The organism is Synechococcus sp. N32, from assembly GCF_900473895.1.
Lineage (GTDB): Bacteria > Cyanobacteriota > Cyanobacteriia > PCC-6307 > Cyanobiaceae > Parasynechococcus.
In genome coordinates, this window is sequence record NZ_UCND01000008.1 from 68,248 (window position 1) to 87,739 (window position 19,492).

Here is a 19,492-nt window from a genome sequence, read left to right on the forward strand (position 1 = left end):
CTTGACAGGACCACCTTCCCTGGGCTGTGGAGTCCTAACTTGACCAAATTCTCCCACTGTTCCTTTGTCTGTAAGCCAGCCGGCCGTTGCTCCCCTTCGCATCGTGCGGGATCTGGACCGGGCCCAGACGGAGCTGAAACGGTTGTCGAGCCGCACCACACAAACCCAGCAGGGTGAAGCCCGTGAGAGGGTTGAAGCCATTCTCACAGCGGTGCGCGACCGCGGTGATGCCGCCATTGCCGACTTCACCGAACGGTTCGATGGCTTCCGGCCCGAACCGATGGCGGTGTCCCCCGAGGCACTCGAACAGGCCTGGACGTCGCTGCCGACCAATCTGCGGGATGCCCTGGAGCTGGCCCATCGCCGCATCACCGATTTTCACCAACGCCAACGTCCCGCCGATCTGGCGGTGACAGGCCCCCACGGCGAACAGCTTGGGCGGCGCTGGCGACCGGTGGAGCGGGCGGGTCTCTACGTGCCCGGAGGACGGGCGGCTTATCCCAGCACCGTGCTGATGAATGCGGTGCCAGCCCGGGTCGCCGGAGTCAAAGACGTGGTGATCTGTTCCCCTGCCGGACGTGATGGTGCGGTGAACCCCGTGGTGCTAGCAGCGGCCCACCTGGCCGGCGTGAAAACGGTGTTCCGCCTCGGAGGTGCCCAAGCTGTTGCCGCCATGGCCTACGGCAGCGAGAGCGTGCCCAAGGTGGACGTGATCAGTGGCCCCGGAAACCTCTACGTCACCCTGGCGAAACAGGCGGTGTACGGCCAGGTGGCCATCGATTCCCTAGCGGGACCAAGCGAAGTGCTGGTGATCGCAGACCACTCCGCCAAGCCCGATCAAGTGGCAGCGGATCTGTTGGCGCAGGCGGAGCACGACCCCCTGGCGGCGGCGGTGCTGATCACCACCGACCCTGCACTGGCCGACGGGATCAACGCCGCAGTGGCCGAACAGCTGGCCGATCACCCCCGCCAGGAGATCTGCGAAGCCGCTCTGCGGGAATGGGGGCTGGTGGTGGTCTGCGACGACCTCGAGAGCTGTGCCCGCCTCAGCGACAGCTTCGCCCCCGAACACCTGGAGCTGCTGGTGGAGAGGCCCGAACCCTTGGCGGATCGCATTCAGAACGCCGGAGCAATTTTCCTGGGCCCCTGGTCCCCAGAAGCGGTGGGGGATTACCTGGCAGGCCCGAACCACACGCTGCCCACCTGTGGAGCCGCGCGTTTCAGCGGGGCCCTGAGTGTTGAGACCTTCATGCGCCACACCTCGCTGATCGGTTTCAACCGGGCTGCCCTGGAAGCAACGGGTTCAGCTGTGCAGGAGCTGGCCACCAGTGAAGGCCTGCACAGCCACGCTGAATCGGTGCGGCGGCGCCTCAGCTGAGGCGCTTCTCCAGGCTGCGGACACCCGCCACACCATCGGTGATCTCACCGACCAACACCTCATCGGTGATGTTGACGAACAGGCCGTTCTCCAGCACACCGGGAATGTTGTTGATCGTCTGCTCCAGGGCCACTGGATCGCTGATGCCGCCGTCTAGCTTGGCGTCCAGCACCAGGTTGCCCTGATCGGTAACCACAGGGCCGGCCTTGCGCTGGGCCATGCGCAGCTCAGCGCTGCCCCCGAGGGCTTCCAGCTGCTGCTTCACCTGGCGCCAGGCCCCGGGAAGCACTTCCACCGGCAGCAGAAAACCGAGGTTGAGACGGTCCACCAGCTTGGTGGAGTCCACCACCACCACAAACCGATCCGCCCGTGCCGCCACGAGTTTCTCCTGCACGTGGCAGGCGCCACCGCCCTTGATCAACTGAAAGCCAGGGTCGACTTCATCGGCACCATCGATGGCCAGATCAATCCGGCTGACGGCGTTGAGGCTGAGCAGGGGAATGTTGAGCTCAGCGGCCAGCACCTCTCCTTGGAAGGAAGTGGTAACACCGACGATGTCTTTGAGTTCTCCGCTGGCGAGCTTGCCCCCCAGGCCCTGAATCATCAGAGCGGCGGTGGAGCCTGATCCCAGGCCCAGCACCATGCCGTCCTTGATCTGTTCCACGGCGGCATCAGCCACCGCCTGCTTCATCTGGGTCTGCAGATCAGCCATCGGGTCACGTCCTTTGGGCGCGACCGTAGCAAGGGGTTTCAGGCCATCCCAGGCAGGGGCTCCGGTTTGACGGACAGGGTGAGCTCGCGGCCCGCCCGCAGCACTTTCAGAGGCAGGGGAACATCGATGGCGGCGGCATCCACCACCTCGAGCAGCGCCTGAGGATCGGCAATGTCGCGCTCATCCACCGTGATCAGCAGATCGCCGCGGCGCAGTCCTGCTTTTTCGGCCGGGCCATCGGGCAGCACGGCTTGCACCAGGGCACCGCTGCGTTCCGGCAGCTGCACAAGGGCATTGGGGTCCTTGTTGTGCTCGCGCGCGATGCGCGGTGTGAGCGCCACCAGTTGCAGACCGATATAGGGGTGCACCACTTCACCCTGCTGCTGGAGCTGATCAGCCACCCGGCGGGCCAGGTTGATCGGGATGGCAAAACCAAGGCCGGCCCCAGGACCCGACCGCACCAGGGTGTTGATGCCAATCACCTGGCCATCGCCGTTCACCAACGGCCCACCGGAATTACCGGGGTTGATGGCGGCATCGGTCTGAATCAGTTCCAGCCGTTTGTCGGCGAAGCCAAGGCTGTTGATGTTGCGGTGCAGGCTGCTGACAATGCCCAGAGTCACCGTGCGTTCCAATCCGAACGGGGTGCCGAGGGCGATCGCCCAATCGCCCACCTGCATGGCTTCCGAATCACCAAGGGGAGCCCGTGGCGGCAGTTGATCGCCCTCGAGACGCACCAGGGCCAGGTCTGTCACCGCATCGGTGCCCACCACCCGTCCATCCCGCTGTTCCCCGTCGGCCAGGGTGACGCTGACGGACTCCACCCGATCCACCACATGGGCATTGGTGAGCACAAGGCCCTTGGCATCGATCACCACACCAGAGCCTTGCCCCCGTTCCCGCTCCGGACCTGCCGGAGGGTCCCCCAGCAGGTCCCGCAGCAGGGGATCAAGCAGCGTGGGGTCAAACGGCTGACGTTCCACGGTGCGCTCGGTGTCGATCCGAACCACCGCCGGCGCCACCCGCTGAACGGCATCGGCCACAAAGCTGTGCTCCAGGGCCTGCGCTGAGTCACCTTCACCGACCAGAACCGCTACGGCCATCAGAACGGCCAGGAGTTGACGCAGGGCGTACCGCAACACAAGACCTCTAATTGCCTTCTTTTTATCGGATCCAGCCCGAGAAACGGGCCCTGGTCCAAATCGATCGCAATCTCAGCACCTCCATTGCGATGCGCGGTCGAGCTTGGAGATTCCAGCTAACAAATCAGCAAACGCAGTTTTCGCATGCGTGCACTTCTGGCTCCAGCGGCAGCTGTGCTTGCCCTGGCTGGCCCGGTTGCACTCACCCCTCAAGCCTCCGCGGAGAGCACAACGCTCAAGGCGGTGATCTTTGAGGAGGTCAAGCCGCTGTATCAGAAAACAGATACCGGCTACGAAGGCCTCGGGGTTGACGTTCTGGAACAGATCCGGATCCAGGCCAAGCGCCGCAAGGTGGACTACCGGGTGGCCAAGTCGGTGAACGACGGCATCGGCGCCGTGATCACCGGCAAAGCCGACATCGCCTGCGGCGTGGCCTTCACCTGGGGCCGCTCCACACAGGTCACTTACAGCCTTCCCTTCGGCATCGGTGGCACCCGTCTGCTGATGGCCAGCGACACCACCGTCGATGGAACCCCCGCCTCACTGGAGGGACAAACCATTGGTGTGGTGAAGGGCACCGCTTCCGCCCAGGTGCTGAAGAACGTGGTGCCCGGCGCCACGCTGAAGAACTTCACCACCCCCAAGGAAGCGTTGGACGCCTTCTACACAGGTGACGTCTCCATCCTGGGGGGCGGCACCCTGTGGCTGGCCGCCAACAGCCGCATCGACAAGACGGCACTGCTGCCCTTCCGTCCCTACGGCCGCTCCGGCATCAGCTGCATCGTCAACCAAAACAACGGCAAGCTGCTCTCCTCCACCAACATCGCGTTGGGCCAGATGATGCAGGCCTACATGGATGGTGATGCGGGAACGCGCCGCATGATCAACCGTTGGATCGGCCCCGGCAGTGATGTGGGCCTGAGCCAGGAATCGATCCGCTCCCTTTACGGCCTGATCCTCAGCGTCACAGCAGAAATCAACACTCCAGCGACACCAGGAATCTGACGACTCCTCGATTGCTTTTGTTCTCTACCCATCAACAGTCATGAAGCGTTCACTGATTGCTTTTCAAGCACTGCTGGCCTCCAGCGCTGTGCTTTGCCAAACCGCCGAAGCCAGCTCCACTTACTCCGCGCCGGAGCATCTGAACGACGCGGCTAAAGCCAACAGCATCGAAGCCCGGATCGAAGCGGTGCGGAACACCGACTGGGGCTCACTGCTTAAGGACCCCGAAATCGAAGACGAGCTTGTTGCCAAGAGCAAGTGGAAGAACGGCAAGGGCAAGAAATTCGGCAACAGCCGCGGCAAAGGCAAGTGGGGCAACGGCAAGAGCGGCAACAAGTGGGGCAATAGCCGCCGCACCTGGGGCAATGGCAGCTACTACGGCGGTTGGCGCAACGGTGGTGGCGGCTGGGGCAACGGCGGCGGCGGCTTCGTGAACTGGTGATCGTTTCCTCTCCCAACGTCGGGCCCGACCTCAACCGTTTCGGGCCCATCGGCCTCGTGGTTGTGCAGTCCACCTCGCTGTGCAACCTCGATTGCTCGTATTGCTACCTGCCCGATCGGCAGAAGAAGCGGGTCTTTGACCTGGATCTGCTGCACCTGCTGATGCAGCGGATTCTGGAAAGCCCCTTTGCCGGACCCGAATTTTCCCTGGTTTGGCATGCCGGTGAACCGCTCACCCTGCCCACCAGTTGGTACGACGAGGCAACGGCGATCCTGTATCGCAGCCTTGAGCAGTTCAATGCGAAGGGGCTGGACTTCACCCAGCACGTGCAAACCAACGCCACGTTGATCAATGACGCGTGGTGCGACTGCTTCCGGCGAAACCGCATCGTGGTGGGCATCAGTGTGGATGGCCCGGAGGACATCCACGACGCCCATCGGCGCTTCCGCAATGGGCGCGGCTCCCACGCCATGGCAATGAAAGGGATTGAAGCCCTGCATCGCAACGATGTGCCCTTCCACTGCATCTCGGTGGTGACCGCCGATGCCATGGAGCAACCGGAGCGGATGTACCGCTTCTTCCGCGACAACGGCATCCACGACGTGGGCTTCAACGTTGAGGAGCAGGAGGGGATCAACACCAGCTCCTCAATGCAGGGCTCCGCCATGGAGGAGAAGTACCGCGACTTCCTGCGGGCCTTCTGGCGGCTCAGCGAGCAGGACGGCTACCCCGTGGTGCTGCGCGAATTCGAGCAGGTGATCAGCCTGATCCAAGGCAACGAACGGATGACCCAGAACGAGCTGAATCGCCCGTTCTCGATCCTCAGCGTGGATTGGGAGGGCAATTTCTCCACCTTCGACCCTGAGCTGCTTTCGGTGGCCAGCGACCGCTACGGCAGCTTCAACCTCGGCAACATCAAGGATCTTTCTCTGGTGGAGTCCACCCACACCGAGCAGTTCCGTCGGCTGATGGCCGACATGACCAGCGGTGTGGAGACCTGCCACAAGAGCTGCGAATACTTCGGCCTCTGCGGCGGGGGCAACGGCAGCAACAAGTTCTGGGAACACGGCACCCTCACCTCCAGCGAAACCAACGCCTGCCGCTTCGGCACCCAGATCCCCACGCAAGTGCTTTTGGAGCGCTTTGAAGAAGGCCCTCCCCTGACGCCACTCACACCCAATCCATCGGGGTCTTGATGCGATCGATCGCTGTTCTGCCCCTTTCAGCAAATGGGCGGGTTTTGATGGCCACCGATCGCACAGCGGCTCTTGCGTCCACTGCTTAAGGTCGGGCCGTTTTGTGAGCTTCACTCTTGAGCGAATCCGCCGCTTCACAACGCTGTGAGCTCTGCCAGGTCGTGATCGAAGACTGCCCTGGCCTTCCCGATGTGGTGACGTTCAGCAATGGCCCCCAGGGCAGCCGCAGCAAACTCTGGAGCCCCGTCTGCCAGTACGTGACCGATCCGGAGCGTCGACGCCTCTGCATCAATCAGGATTCCGACGGGCGCGGCGCCGAACAGCCGGGAGACGCCTTCCCCGACGCTCCACCCATCGATCTGGGCAACAGCTGACGGCGGGCAGACGGTCCCGTACATTGAAGGTGTGTCCGACGGGCATCTCCCTGCGGGAGATCGGTCACAACTGAAATGCACGTCGGGCCGACGTCCGCCCTCAGTTCGCGTTGCCTCATCCTCTGCTTCCGGATCTCGAAACGCTGGTCACCGATGTGGCCGCCAGCAAAGGCTTTGCCCTTTGCGGCATTCAGCTGCTCACCCACATGAGCCCAATGACCCTGGAAGTGCAGATCCGCCACAGCAGTGGAGCGGATGTGAGCCTTGATGACTGCGCCGGTTTCAGTGGCGTGCTGGGGGATGCCCTTGAGGCCTCCACCCTGCTCACTGACGCGTATGTTCTGGAGATCAGCAGTCCCGGCATCGGCGACCAGCTGTCCAGCGATCGCGACTTTGAAACCTTCCGTGGGTTCCCCGTGGAGGTTCATCACCGCGACAAGGACGACAGCGAGCAACGCCTGGAGGGCCTCTTGCTCGAACGCGACGCCGACACGCTGCAGATCAACATTCGCGGGCGAATCAAACGAATTCCCCGGGATTGCGTGATCGGTGTCCGCCTCACGAGTCCAGGCAGCTGAACCCAGCGTTCACACCCCTGCAACCGCTCCTTTCTTTTCCCCTAACCCAACGCGATGGCTCTCGTCCTGCTTCCCGGTCTCAGCAACCTGATCGACGACATCAGCGAAGAGAAGAAGCTGCCGCCCCAGGTGGTGGAGGCGGCCCTGCGGGAGGCCCTGCTGAAGGGCTATGAGCGCTACCGGCGCACCCTGTACATAGGCATCAGCGAAGACCCCTTTGATGAGGAGTACTTCAGCAACTTCGACGTTGGCCTTGACCTTGAGGAGGAGGGCTATCGGGTTCTCGCCAGCAAGATCATTGTTGATGAGGTGGAGAGCGAAGACCACCAGATCGCGATCGCTGAGGTGATGCAGGTGGCCGATGACGCCCAGGTGGGCGACACGGTGGTGCTGGATGTCACCCCAGAGAAAGAGGACTTCGGCCGGATGGCCGCCGCCACCACCAAGCAGGTGCTGGCCCAGAAGCTGCGGGATCAGCAGCGCCGGATGATCCAGGAGGAATTCGCTGATCTGGAGGATCCGGTGCTGACGGCCCGGGTGATCCGCTTCGAGCGCCAGTCGGTGATCATGGCGGTCAGCTCAGGCCTGGGCCGTCCGGAAGTGGAGGCTGAACTCCCCCGGCGCGATCAACTGCCCAACGACAACTACCGCGCCAACGCCACCTTCAAGGTCTTCTTGAAAGAGGTGAGCGAAGTGCCCCGCCGGGGACCGCAGCTGTTCGTCAGCCGCTCCAATGCCGGTTTGGTGGTCTACCTGTTCGAGAACGAAGTTCCCGAAATTCAGGAAGGATCTGTTCGGATCGTGGCCGTGGCCCGTGAGGCCAATCCCCCCTCCCGTTCCGTGGGCCCCCGCACCAAGGTGGCCGTGGACAGCATCGAACGCGAGGTGGATCCCGTCGGAGCCTGCATCGGCGCCCGCGGCTCCCGCATTCAGCAGGTGGTGAACGAACTGCGTGGAGAAAAAATCGACGTGATCCGCTGGTCGCAGGATCCGGGCCAGTACATCGCCAACTCCCTCAGCCCCGCTCGGGTGGAAATGGTGCGCCTGGTGGATCCCGTGGGCCAGCACGCCCATGTGCTGGTGCCCCCCGATCAGCTGAGCCTGGCCATCGGCCGCGAAGGCCAGAACGTGCGTTTGGCCGCCCGACTCACCGGCTGGAAGATCGACATCAAGAACTCCACCGAGTACGACCAAGAGGCTGAGGATGCCGTGGTGGCAGAGCTGATCTCCCAGCGGGAGGAGGAGGAAGCCCTCCAGCAGCAAGCCGAAGAACGACTGGCCGCCGAACAGGCCGCTCGGGCGGAAGAGGATGCACGCCTGCGGGAGCTGTATCCGCTGCCCGAAGACGAAGAGGAGTACGGCGAGGAGCAGGCCGAGCAGGAGTTCTCTGAGGAGGAGCCCGCTGAGGTGGAAGCCAGCAGCGAAACCGAGTTCGAGGCCGAGGCTGAAACCACGGACGCAGCGGCTGAGGCCGATGCCGAGCCCGATCAGGAGCAGGTCCGGTGAGTGACCGCCCCGTCCTGCGTCGCTGCGTGGCCTGCCGCCAACTCTTGGATCGCCGCCAACTCTGGAGGGTGATCCGCGACCATCAGGATGGAGTTCTCCTCGATCAGGGGATGGGCCGTTCGGCCTATCTCTGCCGCGAGGAGAACTGCCTTGAGGAGGCGACCCGTCGCAAGCGTCTGCAGAAAGCCCTGCGTTGTCAGGTGCCCGAAACAGTGCTTGCGGTGTTGAAACAGCGGCTTAACCAAAGCGTTGGTGAATCCGCTGAGGCAGACTGAACATTGGCCCCACTTTGTGCGAGGCCACCGCGGCATTCCATGCCCGGACCGATCGGAGACCCGAACTGAATGACCAGCAGCGGCAAAGTCAGAATTTACGAGCTGTCCAAGGACCTCGGCCTTGAGAACAAGGACGTGCTGGATGCGGCTGAAAAGCTGTCGATCGCTGCGAAGAGCCACAGCAGCTCGATCAGTGACGCTGAAGCCGGAAAGATCCGTTCACTCCTCGGCAAAGGCGGGAATGGTGCGAAACCCGCTGCCGCGGCCCCTGCCAAGCCCGCAGCTGGCAAGGCCATCCTCTCGGTGAAGAAAGCGGCCCCCGCCGCGCCAAGCAAGCCCGCCCCAGCGGCGAGCAAACCGGTCGCCAAACCTGTAGCTGCCAAGCCCGTGGTCGCCAAACCCGTGGCGGCTGCCAAACCGCAGGCGACCCCGAAGCCTCCCGCAGCGGCCACGCCCAAACCGGTGATCACCAAGCCAGCGGCTGCACCGGTGAAAGCCTCAGCAGCACCGGCGCGGCCCGCCGCTCCTCAGAAAACCCCCGCAGCCCCAGCGCGACCAACGGCGGCAAAACCCGTTCCACGACCTGCCGCGGCCAAGCCGCAGGTTGTCAGCAAGCCGGCTGCAGGCAAACCGGAACTGGTGAGCAAGCCCAAGGCTGCCGCCAAACCCACGGCACCCACACCGCGGCCCACTCCGGCTCGCCCGACGCCACGCCCCGCAGGTGCTGGAAGCCCAGCGCGGCCCACCCCTGGCCAGGGGCAGCCCAAGCCACAGATCATCCGCGCAGGAGCTCCATCTCGGCCCGGCGCGCCAACCCGCGCCGGTGCCCCCACAAAGCCTGGTGCACCCTCACGGCCCACTCCGAGGCCTGAACTGGTCGGCAAACCCGTGCCCCGCCGTCCGGCAGGCACCGGCGTGCCTCAACGCCAGGGCGGTCCAAGCCGCCCAGGAGCCCCCACCCGACAGGGTCGCCCCGGGATGCCCCCCCGCAGCGGCAACACCCTTGAACTGGTCGGCAAGCCGATTCGTCGCGACGGCAGCAGCACAGGTAGCGGTCGCCCTGGTGCGCCCACCCGTCCGGGAGCGCCTGGACGTCCCGGCATGCCCGCTGGAATGCGCAAACCGGTGGCTCCCGGTGAGCTCATGCAGCTGCAAAAGCCTGTCGGCAGGCCAACGGCACCGGCACCCCGCCGTCCGGATGCACCCACCAAAACCGGTGCAGGTGCAGGAACAGCCACCCCGCCCGTGGCGCGTCCGAATGCCCCCTCGGCGCCCCGCCGTCCCAGCTTCCGTCCGGGTGGCCCTGGTGGCCAGCGGCGGCCAGGCCGGCCCGACTGGGATGACAGCGCACGGCTCGATGCTCTGCGCAGCCGCTCGCCGCAGAAGCAGCGCCAGAAGGTGCACATCATCGGTGAAAACGATGATTCCCTGGCGGCACAGACCGGCGGCTTCGCCGGTGAACAGGAGAACATGGTTCTCTCGGCGAGCCTGGCTCGTCCCGCCAAGCCCAAGTCGCAGCAGCGCACAGCACCCAAGCCGGTGGCGGCGATGCGCAAGCGCAAGAAGGAAACCGCCCGCCAGCGTCAGCGCCGGCGTGCCATGGAGCTGCGGGCAGCCCGGGAAGCCAAGCAGGTGCGTCCCGAAATGATCGTGGTGCCGGAGGACAACCTCACGGTGCAGGAACTGGCGGACATGCTGAGCGTCGAAAGCTCAGAGATCATCAAATCCCTGTTCTTCAAAGGGATCATCGCCACGGTCACCCAGACCCTGGACATGCCCACGATCGAGGCCGTTGCCGACGAATTCGGTGTTCCGGTGCTGCAGGACGACGTGGAGGAGGCGGCCAAGAAGACCGTCGAGATGATCGAAGAGGCCGACAAGGCTCACCTGATCCGACGTCCGCCCGTGGTCACCGTCATGGGCCACGTCGACCATGGCAAAACCAGCCTGCTGGATGCCATCCGTCAGGCCCGCGTCGCTGCGGGTGAGGCTGGCGGCATCACCCAGCACATCGGTGCGTATCAGGTTGAGATCGAGCACAACAACGAGCAGCGCAAGCTCACCTTCCTGGACACTCCGGGCCACGAAGCCTTCACGGCCATGCGAGCCCGCGGCACCAAGGTGACCGACGTGGCTGTGCTGGTGGTGGCTGCTGATGACGGCGTCCGCCCCCAGACCCTGGAAGCCATCAGCCACGCCCGGGCCGCTGAAGTGCCGATCGTGGTGGCGATCAACAAAATCGACAAGGAAGGTTCATCGCCCGAGCGGGTGAAGCAGGAGTTGTCTGAGCAGAACCTGCTGGCGGAAGACTGGGGCGGCGATGTGGTGATGGTGCCGGTGAGCGCCATCAAGGGCGAAAACATCGACAAGCTGCTGGAGATGCTGCTGCTGGTCACCGAAGTGGAAGACCTGCAGGCCAACCCGGATCGTCTGGCCCGCGGCACCGTGATCGAGGCCCACCTCGATAAGGCCAAAGGCCCCGTGGCCACGCTGCTGGTGCAGAACGGCACCCTCAAGACCGGCGACGTCGTCGCCGCTGGTCCGGTGCTGGGCAAGGTGCGCGCCATGGTGGACGACAACCGTCAACGCCTCAAGGAAGCGGGCCCCTCCTTTGCTGTGGAGGCCCTGGGCTTCAGCGAGGTGCCCACCGCCGGTGATGAGTTCGAGGTGTACCCCGACGAGAAATCGGCCCGGGCCGTGGTGGGCGATCGCGCCTCCGATGCCCGCGCCACCCGTCTTGCTCAGCAGATGGCGTCACGACGCGTCTCGCTCACGGCCATGTCCGGCCAGGCCAATGACGGTGAGCTGAAGGAACTCAACCTGATTCTCAAGGCCGACGTTCAAGGCTCCGTGGAAGCCATCCTCGGATCGCTCGAGCAGTTGCCCAAGGATGAGGTGCAGGTGCGGGTGCTGCTGTCGGCACCTGGCGAGATCACCGAAACCGACGTCGACCTGGCCGCCGCTTCCGGCGCGGTGATCGTGGGCTTCAACACCTCCATGGCCTCCGGCGCCAAGAAAGCGGCGGATGCCACCGGGGTGGATGTGCGCGACTACGACGTGATCTACAAGCTGCTGGAAGACATCCAGTTGGCGATGGAAGGTCTGCTGGAGCCGGAACTGGTGGAAGAAGCCCTGGGCGAAGCCGAGGTGCGCGCCGTCTTCACCATCGGCAAGAGCGCCGTGGCCGGCTGTTATGTCACCACCGGCAAGCTGCATCGCAACTGCCGGGTGCGGGTGCACCGCGGAAAACAGGTGGTCTACGAGGGCGACCTCGACTCCCTGCGTCGCAACAAGGACGACGTCAAAGAAGTGGCCACGGGCTTCGAATGCGGTGTCGGCACCGATCGGTTCGCCAACTGGGAAGAAGGCGATCGCATTGAAGCCTTCAAGATGGTCACCCAACGCCGCAAACTCACCACCTGACCCCGCAAGCGATCGTGCAGCCCCGCAGCGAGCCACTGCTCTGGCTTCAGTGCCTGGCCCTTGGAGCCATTCCCCTGGAGCTGCTGCTGATCCGCCTGGTTCTGGCCGGCGCGGATCCGGGTCCTGTTCCCGGTGTGGAGCGATTTCTGATCTGGGGGGTGGGGGTCCTGGCCCCTGCCGTCGCGTTGTGGCGACGGCCAGCCGACTGGGGCTCACTGCTGTTCGTGCGTCAGCCGCTGGCCAGCCGCAACAGCGATCAACTCCGCATCAGTGCATCCCAAGGCGGCTTAAGCAGCCGCGCCGCTGTGGTTAGCGCCGCAGTGATCCTGCTGCCCGTGCTCTGGTGGATGGACGATTCAGCGGTGCTGGCGAGTGAATTTTCCCCGGTGTCGGGACAATCCCGTCTGGTCACCCTGTTGCTGGTCAGCCCACTGCTGGCCTTGATGGTCTGGCAGGTGCAGCAGCTGATTCAAGCCGCAGCGCTGTTGCTTGGATCACCAGCAACCGTCGCCCCTGCCGATTCGGCTTTTCGTGCTGATGCTGTGGCAACGCAACGCACCAGTCTGGGCCTGCAACTTCTAAACCTCCCTGGCCTGGAGTGGCCGGAGCCTGCAGTCGAGTCGATCAAGCCAGAGCCCGACAAGGCCATCGGGGTGGAAGACACCGCATCGGAGACAGACGACAGCACTGATCAAGCCACTACTGATCAAGCCAGCACTGACAACGAAGCACCTGACAACGAAGCACCCGACGGGGAAAGTTCAGCCGACAATCCGGTGACGGCTGCAGTGTCTGACGAAGCTGATTCCGAAACAGCTCCTGAGCCCGTCGTTGCCGAAGCTCGAGCTAACGACGAGTCGTCTAATGACGCTGAAGAGGCTGCTCCAACACTCGATCAGGACGCCGATGAGGCCATGGACTTGGAAGACGAGGAAGACACCACGCCGGAACCGGACGACAGCACTGAAGACGTCAACACCGCCGACATCAGCCCTGACAACGAAGAGCCAGACGACGACAGTTCAGCCATCAACACAGCGACGGCTGAAGAGCCCGATGACGTCGAGCCCGAAGCGCTGGAACCCGTCGAGGCAGAGGATCAAGACGACATGTCGGAAGACGACGACGCTGAAGACATCAGTGCGGTTGATGCCGACGAATCAAGCGTCGCTGCTGCTGTCCCTGTTGCGGTCGAACCAGAGCAGACCGGTGAAGAGCAGGAGAGCACCCCCCTGGATGCCGAAGTCAGCCAGATCGACGGTGTCGCCGGCGGAAGCACGGAAAGCCATCGTGAACAGGCCGAGTCCAGCGGAGGCAAAGAGAGCGAACCAGACGAGCCGTCTGAGCCCACGCCAAGGGGTCTGTGATTCCTTGAGCAGCCGTTCCCGCAAAGCGGGATCCAGGCCAGATTTGGGGCGGGGATTATCGGGCAAACGTCCAAGTTGGATTCTGAGCAAATGTTAAATTGCTTGTGACGCCGATGTAGCTCAGCCGGTAGAGCAACGCTTTCGTAAAGCGTGGGTCGCCTGTTCAAGTCAGGTCATCGGCTTTTAAAACAGTGGTGCGTTGAATCAGCCGGATTCAACGCATGTCTAATTAACACATAGTCGCTTCAATCCAGAATACGAACAGAGCTCTTTTCCGCTGGCGATCCTGCCATCAAGAAGATCGTTCCAGGGAACAATCCAGTGCACTGGATTCACATCAGCCAACACGTCAGCCGCCTCAGGGTTCTGAAGCACAAGGATCCTTCGAGACCGCAGGTTGAGTTGGCGCCTCAACCAGGGCGTCATGATCGCTTCTTCAACAAGGCGCTGGTACGAGCCATCGGCGATCACCCGTTCAAAACCGGTCTGAATCGCGGCTGCCAGCTCCGTGTTCTCTGGAGCCACATAGAAAAAACCCGCAAAGGGATAAACAATCAACAGATGGGGATCCAGCAGCATCTGCGGGTACAACGACGTCACAACGGAATCCTCCGCTTCAAGTTCCGCCACACCGCGGGGAAACAACTGCACCCGGTTGTCATTCACCAAGCGCAGCAATTTTTCCGACCGAGCGGTGTAGGTGCGCAACCCAGCACGATCGAAAATCTCAACATCGCTCCAGCCCAGTCCTTGCACCAAAACGATGCGTTGGAGATCCTGAAGGCTGCGGATCGTTTGCAGTTCGGCCAGGGATGCCTGATTGGTCCATCCCGCCCGCAGTCCGAGGATTCCCCCTGTCACTGGAATGGGCACCGCCCGCAGACGACGGTTCAACTCAGGGCCGGCACCGTAAACACCAACCGAGAGTCGAAGGGTGTTCCGCCGACCCGCCTTCTGGCCTTCCGCGAGCGCTGCAATCGCCTCATCCTGCGGCTGAACGGCAGCGCTGAAACCGAGGGCAAATGGTGTGCCGCTGCGCTCCAGCAGCAGCTTCAGCAGGCGAAAGCGAAAGTCGTTCTGATCCTGACCGAGGCGTCGATCCAACACCACGGGAAGCGTGCCTTGCGGCAGCGCTGCAACTTCATCAGCAGTGAGAACATATCGATCGGGCAGCAGCTCGCGGCGTTCCGACAGCCGTGGCTGAATCGACAGAACTCCCAACAGAAGGATCAAAAGCGTCAATGCACTGGTAACAAAGGCCCAGAGGCCCTTGGCCTGCGACGCCGACATCTCAGTGGAGGATCGTTCAGTCAAGGAATAATCCAGAAAATGCCAAGAAGCGTGATGCCGACGTAACTGGGCAACAGCAACACACGCAGAACCTGGGAGATGCGCTCGTTGAGAACAACCAGATGGCTGTCAATCAACTCATCAGCCGCAACCACATACAAAATCCCCAGAAAAATAATCAGCTGCAGATTGCCGATGAAGCCCGCCATGGCTGTGACCGGCAGCTTCCCAGCGATGTAGACAAAATTGCCTCCCGCTGACACCACAGCAGCCAGGATCAGATCATCCCGGCTGTGGGTAATCAGCAAACTCATGCAGCACAAGCCGATCGCGAGCATGTAGCCGAGAAAATCAGGTGCCACGAACAGGAGACTGCGGCGCTGAATCAGCAGATCAAGCGACACGGCCGGTTGACGACGAAGCACCTCTCCATCCATCAACGGGCGCCCAAGATCACTCATCAGGCTGACGCTGGAGGCATAGGCACCGGGCTGCTTCAAGATCCAGCCTGGCAACACCAGACCGGGAGACACAGCGAAGGGATCCGGTTCAGCAACATCCAGATTCACGGACGCCAGCGGATCAGCCAGACCGATCTGGATGTGCAGCATTTGGTCGTCGAAGGGATAGCGCTGCAGCCGCCAGCGTTTGACCACGGCCGAGCGCACCCGATAAAGCGTCCAAGACCCGGCTTCAGTTTGCTCATGGCTGACCCGCTCAAACCGCTGAATGTCGCCGTCATAAATCCCATTCAGGATCATCAGCTGATCACTGGGATCGGCCTGCGGATCACCGGCCCAGGTGGTCCAGAGCAGCATCTCCACAGAGAACTGGTCTTCCAGGAGATCGATGTTGTTGATGTTGGTGATGTAGGCACCGATCCGAAGTGGCGGGCTTTCCGGCTCTATCACCTCCACCGGGGCCGCCCCCCAATCAATCGGTGCCGGCCTCTGGTCGACAGCAGCCTGGGCTCCCCATCCCAACTGCGCGAGAGACAGGGTTAGCGCGCAAGCCAACGCAAGCCAGACAAGCCGCCATGTCCAACGACGGGACCTCACCCTCACGTCAGCAAGCGGTTACAACCTCCCCACGATGACAAGGGTGCGCGAAGGCGACCAGCACGGAACCAGCCCTTTCCTCTTTCTGAATACGATTGACCTGAGAATCAATGACGACCCTGATGTCGAAACAACGTGTCAATAGCAGGTATCGTCCCTGCCGAAATCCTGTGGCCTGGGGTTCATGCAGGATCCGACCTTGATGCGCATTGGATCAGCCCTAAGCGGGTTGTTATTGGTGCTGTTTCTGGTGGTTCATCTGGCCGGTTTGTTGCCCGCCCTGATTGCACCGGTGCAGTTCGAGCACTACGCCACGGCCCTGCATCAGCAGCCATGGCTGCCTGTGTTGGAGGCCGGCCTGGCCGCCACCGCAACCGTGCATCTCAGCTTCACCATCGCCAAAACGCTGCAGAATCGGCGCGCTGGAAACACGTCTGCGCTGCTTAGCCGTCGCGGTCAACCGCTCGAGGCACTTGCCAGCCGAAGCAAGCTGGTTGCTGGCCTCATCACATTGGGGTTTCTCACCCTGCACCTGCAGCAACTGCGTTGGCCACGGCCGGCTGACGGTCTGGAGCGAGAGGTGCTGCTGCAGGTGCTGCTGCAGCCGATCAACCTGGTGGTTTATGCCGCCGGCAGCCTGGCCATTGGCCTGCATCTGCTCCACGGCGCGGAAGCAGCCCACCGGAACCTGGGTCTGCTCAACCCGGCCAACGGCCCCAGCATCCGCTGGGGAGGTCGCCTTTGGGCGTCGGGAATCGGGGGAGGCTTCCTGCTGATCAGCCTGGGACTGGCCCTTGGAGGGTTGGCATGACAGAGGGCCTGCCTGATCCCAGGATTCCCGCCGGGCCGCTCGCCGATGCCTGGCGACGGACCCGCGAAGGACTGCCGCTGATCAGCCCTCTGCGCAAAGGGCAGATGGATGTGCTCGTGGTGGGCACCGGTCTGGCGGGAGCTTCCGCCGCGGCGACTCTGGCGCAACAGGGCTACCGGGTCACAGTGCTCAGCTTTCACGACAGCCCGAGACGCGCCCATTCGGTGGCGGCTCAGGGGGGCATCAATGCCGCACGTTCTGTGGCGGTGGATGGCGACAGCGTCAGCCGCCTGTTCGCCGACACCCTCAAAGGGGGCGACTTCCGCGCCCGGGAAGCGGGCTGCCAGCGGCTGGCGGAAATCAGCAGCGGCATCATCGATCAATGCGTGGCCCAGGGGGTGCCGTTCGCGCGCGAATATGGCGGCAGCCTGGCCACCCGCAGTTTTGGCGGGGCCCTGGTGAGCCGCACCTTCTATGCCCGGGGGCAGACCGGTCAGCAATTGCTGTATGGCGCCTACCAGGCCTTAATGCGCCAGGTGGAGCTGGGCCGCGTTCAACTGCTCACCCGCCGGGACGTGCTCGAGCTGATAACCGTGGATGGGGTGGCCCGTGGTGTGGTGGCGCGCCATCTGCTGAGCGGTGAGCTGGAGGTGCACACCGCCCGCACCGTTCTGCTCTGCACTGGCGGTTACAGCAACGTCTACTTCCTCTCCACCAACGCACTGAAGTCGAACACCAGTGCGATCTGGAGGGCCCACCGCAAAGGGGCGCTGTTCGCCAATCCCTGCTTCACCCAAATCCATCCCACCTGCATTCCCAGTGGCGATGTCTTCCAGAGCAAGCTGACGCTGATGAGCGAAAGCCTGCGCAACGACGGGCGGGTCTGGCTGCCCAAGAACCCCGGCGAGTCACGCCAACCCGATGCGATACCGGAAGCGGAACGTGACTACTTCCTCGAGAGGCTTTATCCCACCTACGGCAACATGACGCCGCGGGACGTCGCCTCCAGGCGGGCCAGAGAACTCTGCAACGCGGGGCGGGGTGTCGGCCCAGGGGGGCGGTCGGTGTACCTCGACCTCACCGATGCCATCAGAGCCGAAGGCAAAGACGCCATTGCCGCCCGCTACGGCAACTTGATGACGATGTACGAGCGCATCAGCGGCGATGACCCGTACAAGAAGCCGATGCGGATTTATCCCGCACCGCACTACACAATGGGCGGCCTCTGGGTGGACTACCACCTGATGAGTTCCATCCCCGGCCTATTTGTTCTGGGGGAAGCGAACTACTCCGAACATGGCGCCAACCGCCTGGGCGCCAGCGCCCTGATGCAAGGGCTCGCCGATGGCTACTTCATTGCGCCATCCACGGTCACAGCCTGGCTTGCAGGCAACCCGGCGCAGGATGTAGCCACCGATCACCCGGCCTGCCGCGAGGCCTTGGAGACCACCCGCCGCCGCATCAGCCAATTGATCAACAGCGCAGGCAACACCCCAGTGGACGGCTTCCATCGCGAGCTGGGCAGCGTGATGATCGACCGCTGCGGCATCAGCCGCCATGCCGATGGTCTGCGGGAGGGGCTGGAACAGGTGAAGACGCTGGAGAAGCGGTTCGAGGCCGAAGTGCGGGTGCCCGGCGAAACCAGCGGCCCCAATGCCGAGCTTGAGAAAGCGCTGCGGGTCAAAGACTTCTTCGGCCTGGCCCAGCTGATGCTGCGGGATGCCCTGGCCCGGGAGGAGTCGTGCGGGGCCCACTTCCGCGAGGAACACCAAAGTGACGAGGGCGAAGCCCGACGGGACGACGTGAACTTCGCCCACATCGCCGCCTGGGGGCACAACACCAACGGTGAGCCGATCCGCTACAGCGAACCGCTGCAGTTCACCGCGCTGCAACCCAGCACCCGGAGCTACAAATGAAACTCACCCTGCGCATCTGGCGTCAACGCAGCGCCGATCAACCCGGTGGTTACCAGAGCCATCAGCTGGAGAACGTCTCCCCCAACCTCTCCCTGCTGGAGACCCTCGATCAGCTCAACGAACAACTGATCAGCGCCGGAGAACGGCCGGTGAGCTTCGAGCACGACTGCCGCGAAGGCATCTGCGGCAGCTGCGGCTTCCTGGTGAACGGCCAGGCCCATGGCCCTCGGGCCGCCACCTCCGTATGCCAGCTCTACCTGCGGGAATTCGACGATGGTGCGGTGCTGACCCTGGATCCCTGGCGCGCCAAGGCCTTTCCTCCAATCCAGGATCTAATGGTGGACCGCTCCGCCTTCGACCGGCTGATTGCCGCCGGCGGCTACTGCTCAACGGGCACTGGCCAGGCCCCCGACGGCAACGCACTGCCCGTGGGCCGGGAGCAGGCCACCAGCGCCTTCAGTACGGCAACCTGCATCGGTTGTGGCGCCTGCGTCGCCAGCTGCCGCAACGCCTCGGCAAGCCTGTTCGTGGCCGCCAAGCTGGCGCACTTGGGGCAACTGCCGCAGGGACAACCGGAACGGGCCAGCCGTGCCGACGCCATGCAACGCCAGATGGTGGCCGAGGGCTTCGGCAGCTGCAGCAGCAATCTCGAATGCGAGGCGGTCTGTCCCCAGGAGATTTCCGCAGACTGGATCAGCTGGATGCACCGGGAACGCAGAAACTGACGCCGCATGAACACGATGAGCCGCATCTAGCTGGTCTCCCTGCTCATCCTGGCAGTAGCCACCGGGATCTGGTTGAACCGCAGGGCATGGCAGAACCGGCGCTTGTTCTGGCAACTGCAAGCTGCCGTCGTCGCTGGTGGCGTTGGCTTCATCGCTGGTCGTATGACCGCTGGAAACGACTAAAAGTTGAGCCCACAATTGAGCACCAGCGAGGGTCCCCGTGCATGCAAATTCTCTCGGCCTTCAAGGACGAAACAGCACATTCAATCAACAATAATCGACTCCAATCCGGGC

The 19,492-nt window shown here is 63.3% G+C and carries 17 protein-coding genes, 1 tRNA gene and 1 pseudogene; 14 read left to right on the forward strand and 5 right to left on the reverse strand.

Features of this window, described 5'->3' with window-relative positions:
* The first annotated feature begins 64 nt into the window (after positions 1-64).
* Positions 65-1,378: a histidinol dehydrogenase gene (gene hisD / locus DXY35_RS02605; protein WP_115080898.1), complete on the forward strand. Its 1,314-nt coding sequence runs from the start codon at positions 65-67 to the stop codon at positions 1,376-1,378.
* On the opposite strand, the gene rpiA is transcribed toward hisD, so the two are convergent.
* Complete coding sequence (rpiA, locus tag DXY35_RS02610) at positions 1,371-2,090, reverse strand: ribose-5-phosphate isomerase RpiA (RefSeq protein ID WP_115080900.1); 720 nt, start codon at positions 2,088-2,090, stop codon at positions 1,371-1,373. The genes hisD and rpiA overlap by 8 nt on opposite strands.
* Positions 2,091-2,128: 38 nt before the next feature.
* Positions 2,129-3,193: a trypsin-like peptidase domain-containing protein gene (locus DXY35_RS02615; RefSeq protein ID WP_115081069.1), complete on the reverse strand. Its 1,065-nt coding sequence runs from the start codon at positions 3,191-3,193 to the stop codon at positions 2,129-2,131.
* A gap of 183 nt (positions 3,194-3,376) precedes the next feature.
* Here DXY35_RS02615 and grrP point away from each other — a divergent pair, with 183 nt between their 5' ends.
* From grrP to DXY35_RS13070, 9 genes and pseudogenes are all read left to right on the forward strand, one after another.
* The gene (grrP, locus tag DXY35_RS02620; RefSeq protein ID WP_115080902.1) at positions 3,377-4,237 is read left to right on the forward strand and encodes an extracellular substrate binding-like orphan protein GrrP; all 861 of its coding nucleotides are present in this window, start codon (positions 3,377-3,379) and stop codon (positions 4,235-4,237) included.
* 40 nt (positions 4,238-4,277) lie between these two features.
* Complete coding sequence (gene grrA, locus DXY35_RS02625) at positions 4,278-4,679, forward strand: GrrA/OscA1 family cyclophane-containing rSAM-modified RiPP (RefSeq protein ID WP_115080904.1); 402 nt, start codon at positions 4,278-4,280, stop codon at positions 4,677-4,679.
* A complete protein-coding gene (grrM, locus tag DXY35_RS02630; protein WP_115080906.1) occupies positions 4,676-5,875 on the forward strand; it encodes a cyclophane-forming radical SAM/SPASM peptide maturase GrrM/OscB in 1,200 nt (399 codons plus the stop codon). Before grrA ends, grrM begins: the two co-directional genes overlap by 4 nt.
* Positions 5,876-5,991: 116 nt before the next feature.
* Complete coding sequence (locus DXY35_RS02635; RefSeq protein WP_115080907.1) at positions 5,992-6,249, forward strand: hypothetical protein; 258 nt, start codon at positions 5,992-5,994, stop codon at positions 6,247-6,249.
* 110 nt (positions 6,250-6,359) lie between these two features.
* A complete protein-coding gene (gene rimP, locus DXY35_RS02640; protein WP_115080911.1) occupies positions 6,360-6,827 on the forward strand; it encodes a ribosome maturation factor RimP in 468 nt (155 codons plus the stop codon).
* Positions 6,828-6,881: 54 nt separating this feature from the next.
* Complete coding sequence (nusA, locus tag DXY35_RS02645) at positions 6,882-8,333, forward strand: transcription termination factor NusA (RefSeq protein ID WP_115080913.1); 1,452 nt, start codon at positions 6,882-6,884, stop codon at positions 8,331-8,333.
* A complete protein-coding gene (locus tag DXY35_RS02650) occupies positions 8,330-8,608 on the forward strand; it encodes a YlxR family protein (RefSeq protein WP_115080914.1) in 279 nt (92 codons plus the stop codon). The genes nusA and DXY35_RS02650 overlap by 4 nt, the downstream gene beginning before the upstream one ends.
* A 69-nt stretch (positions 8,609-8,677) precedes the next feature.
* Positions 8,678-12,031, forward strand: a complete 3,354-nt coding sequence (gene infB, locus DXY35_RS02655) for a translation initiation factor IF-2 (RefSeq protein ID WP_115080916.1) — start codon at positions 8,678-8,680, stop codon at positions 12,029-12,031.
* A gap of 14 nt (positions 12,032-12,045) precedes the next feature.
* A pseudogene (locus DXY35_RS13070) lies at positions 12,046-12,606 on the forward strand (low-complexity tail membrane protein); the annotation flags it as partial.
* A gap of 585 nt (positions 12,607-13,191) precedes the next feature.
* Here DXY35_RS13070 and DXY35_RS12580 read toward each other — a convergent pair.
* Positions 13,192-13,488, reverse strand: coding sequence for a DUF3493 domain-containing protein (locus DXY35_RS12580; protein WP_371681724.1), 297 nt, complete (start codon positions 13,486-13,488; stop codon positions 13,192-13,194).
* Between the two features lie 19 nt (positions 13,489-13,507).
* On the opposite strand from DXY35_RS12580, the gene DXY35_RS02665 reads away from it, so the two are divergent.
* A tRNA-Thr gene (locus DXY35_RS02665) sits at positions 13,508-13,580 on the forward strand.
* A gap of 43 nt (positions 13,581-13,623) precedes the next feature.
* Here the strand turns inward: DXY35_RS02665 and DXY35_RS02670 are convergent.
* Both DXY35_RS02670 and DXY35_RS02675 read right to left on the reverse strand, forming a co-directional pair.
* Positions 13,624-14,688, reverse strand: coding sequence for a hypothetical protein (locus tag DXY35_RS02670; RefSeq protein WP_170950488.1), 1,065 nt, complete (start codon positions 14,686-14,688; stop codon positions 13,624-13,626).
* A 20-nt stretch (positions 14,689-14,708) separates the two neighbouring features.
* A complete protein-coding gene (locus DXY35_RS02675; protein WP_244272883.1) occupies positions 14,709-15,605 on the reverse strand; it encodes a hypothetical protein in 897 nt (298 codons plus the stop codon).
* A 325-nt stretch (positions 15,606-15,930) separates the two neighbouring features.
* Here DXY35_RS02675 and DXY35_RS02680 point away from each other — a divergent pair, with 325 nt between their 5' ends.
* From DXY35_RS02680 to DXY35_RS02690, 3 genes are read left to right on the forward strand one after another with little or no spacing between them, the layout of a single operon-like run.
* Entirely contained in the window at positions 15,931-16,557 is a 627-nt protein-coding gene (locus tag DXY35_RS02680; protein ID WP_115080918.1) for a succinate dehydrogenase cytochrome b subunit, read from the forward strand.
* On the forward strand, positions 16,554-18,473 hold the full coding sequence (locus DXY35_RS02685; protein WP_115080919.1) for a fumarate reductase/succinate dehydrogenase flavoprotein subunit: 1,920 nt from the start codon (positions 16,554-16,556) through the stop codon (positions 18,471-18,473). Before DXY35_RS02680 ends, DXY35_RS02685 begins: the two co-directional genes overlap by 4 nt.
* The gene (locus DXY35_RS02690) at positions 18,470-19,198 is read left to right on the forward strand and encodes a succinate dehydrogenase/fumarate reductase iron-sulfur subunit (protein WP_115080920.1); all 729 of its coding nucleotides are present in this window, start codon (positions 18,470-18,472) and stop codon (positions 19,196-19,198) included. Before DXY35_RS02685 ends, DXY35_RS02690 begins: the two co-directional genes overlap by 4 nt.
* Positions 19,199-19,492 lie beyond the last annotated feature (294 nt).